The organism is Kluyvera chengduensis, from assembly GCF_044197065.1.
GTDB classification, from domain to species: Bacteria; Pseudomonadota; Gammaproteobacteria; order Enterobacterales; family Enterobacteriaceae; genus Kluyvera; species Kluyvera ascorbata_C.
In genome coordinates this window covers 414,999-427,553 of sequence record NZ_JBIQOI010000002.1, presented here as the reverse complement: position 1 = coordinate 427,553, position 12,555 = coordinate 414,999, and the positions used below count along the sequence as shown (strand labels likewise).

Genomic DNA, 12,555 nt, shown 5'->3' with positions numbered 1-12,555 from the left:
ATGCAGTAGCCGTAGCGAGCCACGCCGGATCAACGTGAAAGATGATGCGTAAAATTAACGCTTCGTCACCTTGATGGTTTGCGACAGACGCGCCGGTTTCTCTTCGCTGGCTTTCTGCGTTGCGCTAGCGCAGGCAGTTTCAACACAGACGAAGGTTTTGTAACCATCATCCGGCATATCGACCATGCTGACGGACAGCGCCGGGCCTGGGTTCCAGCCCACAACGTTGACGTGGTGATGATGAATCACGTCGATAGTGCGGTTCAGTGACGTATCGCTGATCACGCTGCACGCTTCCGGATTCAGGTATACGCGATCAGTACGGTCCGGGAAGGTCTGTACGCCGTCGCTCAGTACGCCAATTTCGGCGTTATTCACTTTATCGATGTAACGATCGCCAAGGCCGCTGACTTTGACGGCGTGAATGTCACCGACGTTGAAGTAGGTGTGCAACGCGGTCGTGGTCTCGAATTCACCGTGTGCTTCCAGCTCCATTTCACAGGTTTTACCCAGTTTGAAACGGGCGAGCAGGGAGAATTCATGTGGCCAGTACTGGCGAGTGGCATCGCTACTTTTCAGTTCAAAGGTCAGCACGACGCCGTTGTCATCTTCATTGTGAGCTTTCAGCTCCCACGGCAAGTTACGCGCAAAACCGTGTGCCGGGAAACCCTGCTGTGCCGCTGGGCCAAACCACGGCCAGCAGATAGGTACGCCACCGCGCAGGGCGACGCCATTTTTAAACGGCGTGTTGTCGCTCAGCCACAGCACTTCTTCTTCACCCGCTGGTTTCCAGGAGAGCAGGTGCGCGCCCTGGAAAGCGACGGACGCTTTGACTTTTGGATGGTCGACAACGATAAGCTCCAGCTCATCAAGCTGGCGACGAGAGAGGACAGGGGTAAGCTGTTCAATGACCGGGAGAGCGAAAATTTTGTTAATCATGATGCAATCCTTGGTGTTTAAATATTTTGGTCATAAAAAAAGGCGACCGAAGTGGTCTTTCTTTCATCTGTAAAATCAGTAAGTTACTGTTTTGTCTGTAATGCGCGTACGTCATTCTACATCACAAAACCACACCTTACATCGGTATTTGGGGCAATTTGTGGACACTCAGAAAAAAAAGCCCCGCACTTAGCGAGGCATAAAATTCATGAGGTTACCGACAGCGGATGCCATTCAGTATTTCTGAGATTAAAAAGCTGCTCAAGACCGGCAGAGAGCGCATATATGTCAAATCGAGCTCGGTATATAGCTATGTGAGCCGCTTACACAACGCCGGCAAGGTAGCATCAAATTGTAAACCGGAGTCATACCATTGCTGGATCTTCAAACGCAAAAATTAGTGAAGCCCAAAATGACATGCCTTTACCGCTTCCACGAGGACTACAACTAGGCAAAGTGAAAAATATACGCCGGAAAACAGAGTTAAGCACCAGAGGGATTTCTCGTTATATATATGGCGGGAAGTTATTCAAGTTACTGAAATATAACATTAAAAAACCTAATTTTTTCAGGGGCACGCCACGAGGCAAGGCATTCAGGAGGCTTTGCGAGATTGAAAGACTGCTATGACCAATAAGTCCCCGGAAAGTATATGATTGAATTACATTCATACGGCTATTAGCCGTACATTTGACAATCACACCCTATCGGCGTAACTTATCTGTACGGCTAGTAGCCGTATGGTAGCTGGTGAGTTTTTTTATGTACTTATTTAAGTACAAACTTGGGGAAAATTACGTAAGAAACACGCTAATAAAACTAATCAGAAGATTTTTAATTTGACTTTTCAAAGAAAGTCAATCGCTTAGCTTTGTGTTCTGATGTTTTATAGAAGGTGTCTTACGTAAACATGAGGGTAAGACAATGACAACATGTGTTGCACAATTCCCGGCAGACGGTAAAAACGTCAAAAACGCTAGGGTGGAATTGAAAACAAGCACTGACCTAAAGGATGTGCTCCGTGAAGCAGCAATGGCTGCAGGTTTGGATTTGAGTGCGTTTATTCTGAACGCCGCACTGGAAAGGGCCGAAAGCGTGCTGGAGAATCAGCGCCGCCGTAAGCTATCTGAGCAGAGCTGGCAACAGGTTAACCAACTTCTCTCTGAGCCTGCTGCGCCTACGCTTGCGTTGAAAGCGCTAATGCGAAGAAGGAAAGACGAAGATGGAAAACAATCTTGATGCTGTAAATAACGGTCTTATGGTCTGTACTTATCAAGCTGATATTACATACCCTGGTGTTAAACATTTTGATTGCGGTAATACGGTCATCAATTCTTATGTACGCAACTCCTTAAAGAAGAGCGTCAAAGATGGGAACTGCGCTGCAAAGGCACTAATCGATGAAAAAAGCGGTGAGCTGATTGGTGTTTGTAGTTTTAGCGCATATTCGCTCGAGAGAGGAAAGTTGGTAGGAGCTTTGGGTGGTTCTTTGCCAAATGATGTCGGGGTAGTTCGTCTAATCATGTTGGGTGTAGCTACTAAAGAGCAAAAGAAAGGCTACGGGCAAGACCTGCTCTGCGAGTTCTTTGAGCATGTGAAATTGATCCATAAAGCGCTCCCTATTAAGGGCGTGTATTTGGATGCTGATCCTGATGCCGTAAACTTTTATGTGCGTCTGGGGTTCACTGAATTAAAGGAGCCGCCAAACGCGTTTGGCGCGATTCCAATGTTTCTCGCTATTCAGCACATACTTGCTGCATAGTAAAAACCCCGCTCTGGCGGGGTTTTTTGTAGGTTGAACAGCAACAAATATAGTTGTTCATAAGCACTGATTCATCACATTTTTTTCTTTATTTTGTGGTGTGCGGTATATGGTTTAGCTAAAATAATTTTTCTACTACACATTGATGGCAAAAATATGAATGAAGCATTTAAAGGCACCGTTGCTGCACTAGATGCCTTACAAAATCAGTTGCACAGTATTAAGACTGACGACAGGTTGTTAAGTGAAACGGTGAATTTTCACCACCCCGCACTATACCCCAGTGATTTTGTGGGGGTTGTTTTTATGACAAAAGAAAAGATCATTAAGTATGGAGAGATTGAACTTTCTGATAGTGAGTATGAATTTGTTTCCTCTTTGCCAATTAGAATAAATGGTGTTGGGGCTGGGGTTGCACCATATATTTTCAATGGAAATGGTGCTCAGGCCATTCCCGCTTTTATGACTACATTTGCATTCATCAATATGGCTCTTGATGATTTGTTTAGTTATGAGCGTTTAGAGAAATCTCATTTAATTCCAAAGGCTATGTCACGCAGAGTAAAAAGTTTTGAAGCAAGGCTTAATGATATATCACCAGATATTGAAGGATTAGATGAGAAAATAAAATCGATTAATGAGGCGCATAGCGTTGCTGAGAACATCCCAATCGATATGCAACAGCTAAAAACATATAATAATGAAGCGTCTAATTTAAAGGACGGGATTCAAAAAATTCAATTCAGCTTAGAAGATGCAGAAAAAAAGAGCAGTGCTCAACTCTCCGCGCTGGAAGAAAAAAACAAGAAAGCTACAGACTATTTAGAATTGTGTGAAAAGGCAATAGTTGCCTCAACATCAAAAGGACTGGCGGGAGCATTCGAAATAAAGGCAAAAAACCTTAATCACTCAATAATAGCTTGGGTGGTAGGTTTGTTAGTTGCTTTAGGGGCTGGCGGTTATATTGGTTTTGAACGTTTGAAAGTGTTATCTAAAGTATTGGAAACAGGGAGTCCAAGCACTGCGGTTATTATAACTCAGTTGGTGTTGTCAATATTTAGTGTTGGCGCACCTTTATGGTTCGCATGGATATCAACAAAACAAATTAATCAGCGCTTTAAATTGGCTGAGGATTATGCGTTTAAATCTGCAGTCGCTAAAGCCTATGAAGGTTACAAAAATGAAGCAGCAAGGGTATCTGATGGTGACTTTGAAAGAAGACTATTTGATTCAGCCCTTTCTAGATTAGAAGAAGCACCTCTGCGACTGATTAATGATGATGAACATTCAACGCCTTGGGCAGAAATGCTTAATTCGAATTCATTCCAAAAGTTTCTCGATGCATCAATAGATAATGTTAATTTTGTTAAAGGGATTATAAGCAAAAAAGGTCAGCCAGTTTCCACTGCAAAAAGCTCGGATAGCGCACAAGGTGAAGCGAAATCTGCAGATGTCTAAAGTTGTAATAAAACACCCCGCCAGCGCGGGGTGTTTTATGAGTTAGTCTGCAGCAAATCTAGCGCAAATTGCCGCTGCTGGGGAGTGAGCTGGCCGACAAGCTCTTTGACGAGTCTATCCGTGGCCATCGCGCTGGGGCTCAGAGTGTGGGAGAACGTCAGATTCAATACGTAAGTATGGCCGCACTCAACATTAGTGCAGGCGCAGTACAAATCAGAGAATCGCGGGTCTTTCGCTACCGAACGGCGGATCACGGCCGGCGCACTACACTCAGGGCAAGACAACTTTAAAACGCGCATATTCATCGTTCCTGCGTGGTCACTTAAACAACCCCACGATCTTAGCGCTTTTTCGCTCATTTTTCGCTGCTTTCCTCATCAATCGTGAAAGATAAATGCAATCTTTCCGGCACTTCCGGGTCATCATTCACCGCGCGCAGGAATTTACGCTGCAGCGGCGCGATTTCATTTTTTTGATATGTGCTTTCGGCTTTCTCCGGGTCGCCAAGTCCGGCCGCGTTCTGAGGAATGATACCGGCGATGCCTGCGGGGAAGCGGTGAGCCGTTAAGATATCTTGTGCGGTGATATTCTTCACGTTCGAAAACTCATCCTTTGCAGTCACTTCACCGATGTTAATGAGCTTCACGCGATCAGGATTGCCGCGCGGGATGTTCACATACAGATTTGAGAAGTTGCCGACGCCTTTTGATTGCTCAATCTAGCTTTTAATCTCGGTTTCAACCTCGGCCGTGATGTTGGGATCGTTGGTGTAGAGAATAAAGCCCATATGCGCGCCGTTGTGGTAGTAGCGACGGCGAAAAATGGTTGCCTCTGAATTGAGTAGCGCCGAATGAATGCCGCCGATGTAGTCCGGCAGGCCATACACCTGCTGCAACGGGTCATAAGAGCGGATAAAAATATTATCCTGAGCGGGGTACACAAGCGGCTCACCTTCCTGCAGCACAACAAAATCACCACTTTTGCGCCGGCGTAAGTAGAGCGACGGCAGCGGGTGCAGCCCGATAACTTTGCCAAAGAAATTGCGCAATTTAACGATGGCCAGATCACCACAAAGCAGATAATCAAAAATACCTGCCTCAATCTGGTCATGATTCAGGCCACCACCGGTATAACCAGCGGTAAACATGTTACGCCGCGCGTACATGATGCCACCGTGCTGGCCGTTGAGATTTGGCAGCTGAGAGAGTGCCACGCGGTCAATGGGCAGGCGCCAGTGGTCGGCCTTATTGTCGTACCAGATGTTATAGTAATCCGTACCGGTCGTGAGGATAGGCTCAGGCTCACCGAAAGTGATCACGCTACTGCGCCCGATGGATAATTCTTGTTTCTGCACAGCAGCTGCCGCGCCAGATGGTTTTTTCTTATTACGTTTTCTCATGCTGCTTGCTTCCCAAATGCCCAGGTTGATGAGCGCTCAAATTCATGATCAAGCGGCTCGTTTATCATTGCGTGTGATGCTGCAAAAAAGATGTCTGCGTGTCCGGTTTTCTCCGAACGTTCAGCAACAAAGGTCATTGCGCCGCCGCTTTTAGTCGTCATGCGCCTGATGGCCATAAAACTGGGTATGATTTCCGCACGTTCCCGGCTCACCTCATCTATCGCGTCTTTGCTCCACTCAATGCGGTGGCGTTCTACCGCATCAATCATCTTGAGGACGAGGCGCGTTTTAGTTTCAAGGCTGTAATGGATCGGCATGGCCTCGCGTGGCGCGAACTTAGATACCAGCTCATAAACGCCCCGGCCTATACCGGTGATATCAATGCCGATGTGAGTGATGTTAAATCGCCGCATGAGCTCCTGTATCTGCTTAGCCTGGTGCGAGAAGCTCAAGCCTTGCCAGTGGTACACAGCCAGCAAACGGAAGCGCTCAACGGCGTAAATTGGCGGCGCAATGAGCACAAAGGTGGAATTGTCGCCTGTTCGCGCCGGGTCGAACCCTGCCCAGACCTCGCGATCACCAAATGGCCGCGCAGCCGAGGGATCGTAATCCCCCCAACGCGCCGCATCGATGGCGCAGCGCTGCAGCTCGGTGAACTTGAAAACGGCGTCTTTGCTATCAACGAAAATGCACATATAGAGCATGTTGTATGTGGTTTCGTTGTAGCGGTCGCGCAGGCGTTTAATATCAACCAGTTTTCCGAGGCCGCCGGCGATGGCCATTTCCATAGTGATGACATAGCGCCAGATCGTATCAGGGCAGCGCTGGCCACCTCCCTGCAGTGCTTTATCGGTAGGGAATGGGATCACTTTGCGTTTCGGGTCGTCGTCCTTCCAGTGGTCGCCCGTCCAGACCTCATACGCCTCGTGAGTTTTCGCGCTCGGTGTTGAGAAGTAGGTCGTTCTGAAACGTGATTGTGTGGTCATGGCGCTGGCCACGTCGTGCAATTTCTTAAAGCGGGGAATCCAGAAAACCTCATCGCCGTACAGGTGGCCATTGAACCCCTGTGAGGTGCTTGAGTTGGTCGACAGGAAGCGCAGCAACGCGCCATTACTCAGGCGCACTTTATTGCCGGCGCCGGTGAGCGTGATACCGAAATGCTGCTCAGCAATCTCAAAAATGTACTGCTTGAAAATCTCGGCCTGAGCCTTTGATGCTGAGAAAAATACCTGACTCTCGCCCGTTGTTACCGCATCCTCAAATGCCTCAAATGCGAAATAGTACGTCATGCCGATTTGTCGCGATTTGAGGATAAAACGCCAGTCCTCATGCTTGTGCTCGCGGCAATAGAGCTGGTAATCAAAAAGGTGTTCACGTGCGAAGGTATCAAGGCGCTCGGCGGTTAACTCAGAAACGTCATTTTTGCGGTATTTCTTCTGTTTCTTCTCCTCGCCGGTACCGGCGCTGCTGCCGGCAGAATCACCACGCTGAGCCATTGCATTAATCTCGGCCACAGTGGCGATGTGATATTGTTTATACTGTATGCAAGAACAGTGCTTGTGTGGGGTGAGTTATGCCGCGAGCAGATGAGATAAACGTCGCTTTTAAGAAAGCCATCAGGGTGGAGTCAAACGGCCGCAGGACGGTTACAACAAAAGATTTCGTGCGTGAGCTGCACGATGTTAACTGGCACTGGTCGCTGCGCGAGGCCAACCAATGGATCGAGTTCTACATTACGACATTTAAGGACATTTCACCCAGCGAGGGAGAGGAAAGACTTTTTATGTTGTATAACCCTAATGGCCAGTATTAAAGAAAGGATTGTGAAGGCTATCGCTTAAGCCAAAAGGCACCCTCAGTGTAGTGCAGGAAAGGACTTGTATTTTTAGTGCGGTAATATGAGCAAAGCGTATCAATAGCTTTATCGGTTATTTCAGCAAAGAAATCTATGGGGTAGATAAGCAACCATTTACCATTGATAAGCAAGCCCTTATCGTTAACCTGGTTCAGGTTTACATAGTAGGGAATCCGGCTCGATTCAGTAGGAAATTCGCTACTTGTACCGGGCACTCTTAGTTCGTGAGCCAGTTTGTTTCTGTATTTCCATAGTAAATGCAGGTGGGTAAACTCATCTGGCGCATATTGGCGGTTAAGTTTTACCGGCTTGCCTTCTTGATGTGGCCACAATGAGAGCACCATGTGCATCTCTGGATCAATACTGAGGTATTCAGGTTTATTTATTAAGCTGTTTGGCTTAGGAAGTTTAGCGAGCAGCTCAGAGAGTACCCATTCTTTAAGACCAAGAAACTCTTCTGGAACCTCACCTATATGCTCAAATGCATATCTCAGCTGCAAAAGGCTCACTCTGTTGCATTCAGACCAACCCGAATACTCAACGATTGTTTTTTTGAACCGTTCATTGTTCTTGCCGATATCAGGAAACGCTACTTTTGAAAGAGAATCAAAGATTGCACAAAGCAATAGCTTACCCGGGGTTCCTTGATAGGATCGGTTTGATTCCGCAAGAGCAACCTCAATCATTGTTTTGTTGTACTGATTGAATCTGTCTATTTTTTCTAATACCGATTCCATCATAAATGCTCCTAAAAAATGAAATGCGTTGAGATTTTGGGGGAACGTTGGGGCAATATGTGGACACTGATTTAAAAACTCTAGCAAAATCAATGTGTTAATGTATAAAAAAAGGCGACCGAAGTCGCCTTTTTGGATCAGATACTCATCTCAACTTATTTGGAGATGTGAGCGATCAGGTCCAGAACTTTGTTAGAGTAACCAGTTTCGTTGTCGTACCAGGAAACCAGTTTAACGAAGTTGTCGTTCAGAGCGATACCCGCTTTAGCATCGAATACGGAAGTGCAAACTTCACCGTTGAAATCGGTAGATACAACGTCGTCTTCGGTGTAACCCAGAACGCCTTTCATTGCGCCTTCGGAAGCAGCTTTGATTGCTTTCTTAATTTCTTCATAAGAAGCAGCTTTTTCCAGACGAACGGTCAGGTCAACTACGGATACGTTAGGGGTTGGAACGCGGAACGCCATACCAGTCAGTTTGCCATTCAGTTCTGGCAGTACTTTACCTACTGCTTTAGCAGCACCGGTAGAGGATGGGATGATGTTCTGAGCTGCGCCGCGGCCGCCGCGCCAGTCTTTGTGAGACGGGCCATCAACGGTTTTCTGAGTAGCGGTGGTCGCGTGAACAGTAGTCATCAGACCTTCGATGATACCGAAGTTGTCGTTGATAACTTTAGCCAGCGGAGCCAGGCAGTTAGTGGTGCAAGATGCGTTAGAAACGATGTCCTGACCTTCGTATTTGTCAAAGTTAGCGCCTTTAACAAACATAGGGGTGTTGTCTTTAGAAGGACCAGTCAGAACCACTTTTTTCGCGCCAGCAGCGATGTGCTTACGAGCGGTTTCGTCAGTCAGGAACAGACCAGTTGCTTCAGCAACAACGTCAACGCCTGCTTCGTTCCACTTCAGGTTAGCCGGATCACGTTCAGCGGTAACACGGATTTTTTTACCGTTAACGATCAGATGACCGTCTTTCACTTCAACGGTACCGTTGAAACGGCCGTGAGTGGAGTCATATTTCAGCATGTAAGCCATGTAGTCTGCGTCTAACAGATCGTTGATTGCAACGATCTCGATGTCAGAACGTTCCTGAGCAGCACGGAAAACAATGCGACCGATACGGCCAAAACCGTTGATACCTACTTTGATAGTCATATATTCCACCAGCTATTTGTTAGTGAATAAAAGGTTGCCTGTAAAATTACAAAAACCTTACGCAGCGTCAAGCGGAATCGTGTCAATCATTGCGACAAATCAATCCTCTGCCTAAGCTTTAGTCGACTGACATGCCTCACTCTTCCTATGAGCTTGAAACCACATGAGGGCGGCGCCGGGGATTTTAAAGGGCGCAGAAGATAAAAATGTGATTTAAGTCACAATTCCCCGGGTGCCTTTTCACGCCGATTAAGTTTAGAACAAAAGTTCACACTTCATTGTTAATGTTTTGTTAGAATCGTCTGGCATATGTATTTTTCATAATGAGATGTGAGCAAAATGGTGAAAAAAAACACCCCAGAAGAACTGAAAAATACCCTGAGTGAAATGCAGTTCTACGTGACTCAGAAACATGGCACAGAACCGCCGTTTACCGGGCGTTTACTGCACAATAAGCGTGATGGGATTTACCATTGTCTGGTGTGCGATGCGCCGCTTTTCCACTCCCAAAGTAAGTATGATTCCGGTTGCGGCTGGCCCAGTTTTTATGAGCCGGTGAGCGACACGGCTATCCGTTACCTCAATGATTACTCCCACGGCATGCAACGCACTGAAATCCGTTGTGGAAATTGCGATGCGCACCTCGGGCATGTGTTCCCTGACGGTCCGCAGCCAACCGGTGAGCGTTTTTGCGTCAACTCCGCTTCGTTGAGCTTCACGGATGATGAGAACGGCGACGCCACTAAGGGTTGAAGAAACGATTCAGCAAATTATTCCTGAGGAGAGGGCGCTGACGATGAGTATTGAGCAAATGATCGACAATATGACGCCGGAAATTTACCAGCGTTTAGTCACCGCGGTGGAGTTAGGAAAATGGCCCGACGGCGTGGCTCTGACGGCCGAACAGAAAGAAAACAGTCTGCAACTGGTGATGCTGTGGCAGTCGCGCTACAACGATGATGCGCAGCACATGACTATCGACACGCAAGGGCAGATGGTGATGAAGAGCAAGCAGCAGTTAAAAGAAGACTTCGGTATCACACCGAAGCCAATTGCGACGTTTAAACAGCACTAAGCTGCCGCCCAGGGCTCAACCCACTGCGCGTTGGCATACCACAGCGCCTCTCTGACCGCTACGGGCCTGTTCAGCAGGCCCAGTGCGTAAAAACGATCGGCGATAGTTTGCTGCGCGCGTATCGCCTGCAGATCCATTTCACGCGTTTGATGGCTGCGCCGCGCCAGCGCACAGACCAGCGCGCTCGTATCCAACCCCAGTTCGCTTGCCAGAAGCTGTGCTGCCTCATGGCGGTGTCTATCGATAAACTTGCCGGTTTTCACCAGCGCCGCGACGATCCCGCTGATAATCTCTTCGTTATGCTGAGCATACTGACGGCGGGTGATATAGAACTGATGGTTATTCACCCGGCCTTCCCCGGTGGCAAGCACCCGCAGAGTACCGCTGCGCTCCGCCGCGCTGAGGACCGGGTCCCACATCATCCATGCATCCGCTGCCAGATAGTCGCTGGCGGTTAAAGGAAACTTAGGCGGGGCATACACCACTTTGACGTCTCCCAGCCCCAGCCCGGCCTCTTCCAGAATCTGTACCAGCAGCCAGTGCACGTTTGACCCTTTATTCAGCGCAATACGCTTGCCTTTGAGTTGTTCAATGGCGCGGATATCGCTGTCATGCGGCACCACCATTGCCACGCTACGCGGCGCTGGTGGCTCCCAGGCCACGTAAAGCAGCGCGTTGTCCTTCGCCTGAGCAAAGATGGGCGGCGCTTCGCCGGTGGTACCAAAATCAATTTCATCGTTACTCAGCGCTTGCAGCAACTGCGGGCCAGCGGGATATTCGCTCCACAGCACGTTTACCCCTGAATCGGCGAAGGTCTGCTCCAGAAGCTGACGCGCTTTCAGCACCCCAAGATTACCAAAACGCTGGTAGCCAATACGCAGTTCGCGTTCGCGTGGCGGCGCAGGCAGCGGCTCACCCGGTTTGCGACGTTGCTTAATGACCCCCAGATGAGCCAACTGGGTGCGCAGCGCATGGCGGCTCATGCCGAGCAGCGAGGCGGCCTGGCTCTGGTTGTTATCACTTTGGCTCATGGCCGTCTGGATCATGGCGCGCAGCATACGATCGTACAACGCGCCGCTATGCGTCTGTAGCTGACGGCGCATAAAGATGGTCAGCTCGTCGCTTTCATCCTGCGCAGGGAGCGGTGGCGAAGTGGCTGAGGTGAGCCGCAGATGCTCCGGCAAGAGCAGTACGTCGGGGTTCAGCAACACCGCATTATGCAGCGTATTTTCCAGCTCGCGGATATTGCCAGGCCAGGGATACGCCAGCATCAATGCCAGCGTTTCCGGAGCAATCTGCTGCTCTGCTCGACCCAGCCTGTGGGCATAGCGCTGGATAAAATGAGCGGCCAGCACCGGGATGTCCTGTTTACGCTGGCGCAGCGGTGGGAGATTCACGGCGGCGATATTCAGGCGATAAAAGAGATCTTCGCGGAATCGACGCTCCTGAATGGCGCGTTTAAGATCGACATGCGTCGCGGCAATCACCCGCACGTTGATGCGAACCGGCCTGTGGGACCCCACGCGCGTAATTTCTCGCTCCTGAAGCACACGCAGTAGCTTGACCTGCAGCGACGGGCTCAGCTCACCAATTTCATCGAGCAGCAGGGTGCCGCCTTCCGCGGCTTCAAACCAGCCTTCATGACGGTGCGTCGCACCGCTGAATGCGCCTTTCTCATGGCCAAACAGTTCGGACTCCGCCAGCGATTCGGTTAACGCGCCGCAGTTCACCGCCAGAAACGGCGCATGGGCGCGCGGGCTATGGTGATGAAGGTAGCGTGCCACCACCTCTTTGCCCGTGCCGGTTTCGCCAATAATCAGCACCGTGGCATCCGTCGGGGCAAGCCGGTTCAGCACTTTCTGAAAGGCCTGTGAGGCGGGGTCGACCAGTATCGGGCCTGATGAAGTGAGTTCTGCATTGCGCATCGTGAGTCTCCGGCTTATTCCTGTCTGGACGGTATCTTTTGCGCGATAAATTTTCCAGAGGGGAACAGGCGCAGTCTGTTGCCATTGCAGCAGTTTTTGCCTACTCGCTGTTGCATTTGCAACAGCGAGTAGGCGCCGGGGTTTTGTTTAATTTATTGATTTTAAAAGTGATTGATATTTTTAAAAACTGGCACGTATTTCGCTAACTCCTTTATAACTGACTCAAATAACCACTTCTATAAATACCAAATATA

Annotated in this window: 13 protein-coding genes and 1 pseudogene; 7 read left to right on the top strand and 7 right to left on the bottom strand. The window is 48.9% G+C overall.

What is annotated here, in order from left to right; genetic code table 11:
• Positions 1–54 precede the first annotated feature (54 nt).
• A complete protein-coding gene (locus tag ACH1XZ_RS07690; RefSeq protein ID WP_395595059.1) occupies positions 55–939 on the bottom strand; it encodes a D-hexose-6-phosphate mutarotase in 885 nt (294 codons plus the stop codon).
• Positions 940–1,863: 924 nt separating this feature from the next.
• On the opposite strand from ACH1XZ_RS07690, the gene ACH1XZ_RS07685 reads away from it, so the two are divergent.
• The 3 genes from ACH1XZ_RS07685 (at position 1,864) to ACH1XZ_RS07675 (ending at position 4,159) form a co-directional block, all read left to right on the top strand.
• The gene (locus tag ACH1XZ_RS07685; protein ID WP_395595058.1) at positions 1,864–2,178 is read left to right on the top strand and encodes a type II toxin-antitoxin system TacA family antitoxin; all 315 of its coding nucleotides are present in this window, start codon (positions 1,864–1,866) and stop codon (positions 2,176–2,178) included.
• Positions 2,162–2,701, top strand: a complete 540-nt coding sequence (locus ACH1XZ_RS07680; RefSeq protein ID WP_395595057.1) for a GNAT family N-acetyltransferase — start codon at positions 2,162–2,164, stop codon at positions 2,699–2,701. The genes ACH1XZ_RS07685 and ACH1XZ_RS07680 overlap by 17 nt, the downstream gene beginning before the upstream one ends.
• A gap of 156 nt (positions 2,702–2,857) precedes the next feature.
• Positions 2,858–4,159, top strand: coding sequence for a hypothetical protein (locus ACH1XZ_RS07675; RefSeq protein WP_395595056.1), 1,302 nt, complete (start codon positions 2,858–2,860; stop codon positions 4,157–4,159).
• 35 nt (positions 4,160–4,194) lie between these two features.
• Here ACH1XZ_RS07675 and ACH1XZ_RS07670 read toward each other — a convergent pair whose 3' ends face one another.
• From ACH1XZ_RS07670 to ACH1XZ_RS07660, 3 genes and pseudogenes are all read right to left on the bottom strand, one after another.
• Positions 4,195–4,518: an Ogr/Delta-like zinc finger protein gene (locus ACH1XZ_RS07670; protein ID WP_395595055.1), complete on the bottom strand. Its 324-nt coding sequence runs from the start codon at positions 4,516–4,518 to the stop codon at positions 4,195–4,197.
• Positions 4,515–5,558: pseudogene (locus ACH1XZ_RS07665) on the bottom strand (phage portal protein). The gene ACH1XZ_RS07670 and the pseudogene ACH1XZ_RS07665 overlap by 4 nt, the downstream one beginning before the upstream one ends.
• Positions 5,555–7,054: a terminase large subunit domain-containing protein gene (locus ACH1XZ_RS07660; protein ID WP_395595054.1), complete on the bottom strand. Its 1,500-nt coding sequence runs from the start codon at positions 7,052–7,054 to the stop codon at positions 5,555–5,557. Before ACH1XZ_RS07660 ends, ACH1XZ_RS07665 begins: the two are co-directional and overlap by 4 nt.
• A gap of 77 nt (positions 7,055–7,131) precedes the next feature.
• Between ACH1XZ_RS07660 and ACH1XZ_RS07655 the strand changes: the two genes are divergently transcribed.
• On the top strand, positions 7,132–7,371 hold the full coding sequence (locus tag ACH1XZ_RS07655) for a DNA polymerase V (protein ID WP_395595053.1): 240 nt from the start codon (positions 7,132–7,134) through the stop codon (positions 7,369–7,371).
• A gap of 17 nt (positions 7,372–7,388) precedes the next feature.
• Here the strand turns inward: ACH1XZ_RS07655 and ACH1XZ_RS07650 are convergent, their stop codons facing one another.
• Together ACH1XZ_RS07650 and gapA are read right to left on the bottom strand one after the other, a co-directional pair.
• On the bottom strand, positions 7,389–8,153 hold the full coding sequence (locus ACH1XZ_RS07650; protein ID WP_395595052.1) for a hypothetical protein: 765 nt from the start codon (positions 8,151–8,153) through the stop codon (positions 7,389–7,391).
• A 152-nt stretch (positions 8,154–8,305) separates the two neighbouring features.
• A complete protein-coding gene (gene gapA / locus ACH1XZ_RS07645) occupies positions 8,306–9,301 on the bottom strand; it encodes a glyceraldehyde-3-phosphate dehydrogenase (RefSeq protein WP_035894601.1) in 996 nt (331 codons plus the stop codon).
• A 339-nt stretch (positions 9,302–9,640) separates the two neighbouring features.
• Between gapA and msrB the strand changes: the two genes are divergently transcribed.
• Both msrB and ACH1XZ_RS07635 read left to right on the top strand, forming a co-directional pair.
• On the top strand, positions 9,641–10,054 hold the full coding sequence (gene msrB, locus ACH1XZ_RS07640; protein WP_035894600.1) for a peptide-methionine (R)-S-oxide reductase MsrB: 414 nt from the start codon (positions 9,641–9,643) through the stop codon (positions 10,052–10,054).
• A gap of 43 nt (positions 10,055–10,097) precedes the next feature.
• Positions 10,098–10,376, top strand: coding sequence for a YeaC family protein (locus ACH1XZ_RS07635; protein ID WP_368893893.1), 279 nt, complete (start codon positions 10,098–10,100; stop codon positions 10,374–10,376).
• Here the strand turns inward: ACH1XZ_RS07635 and ACH1XZ_RS07630 are convergent.
• Entirely contained in the window at positions 10,373–12,301 is a 1,929-nt protein-coding gene (locus tag ACH1XZ_RS07630; protein WP_395595051.1) for an aliphatic sulfonate ABC transporter substrate-binding protein, read from the bottom strand. The two genes, ACH1XZ_RS07635 and ACH1XZ_RS07630, sit on opposite strands and share 4 nt — an antisense overlap.
• 38 nt (positions 12,302–12,339) lie before the next feature.
• On the opposite strand from ACH1XZ_RS07630, the gene ACH1XZ_RS07625 reads away from it, so the two are divergent.
• A complete protein-coding gene (locus ACH1XZ_RS07625) occupies positions 12,340–12,507 on the top strand; it encodes a hypothetical protein (RefSeq protein ID WP_395595050.1) in 168 nt (55 codons plus the stop codon).
• Positions 12,508–12,555 lie beyond the last annotated feature (48 nt).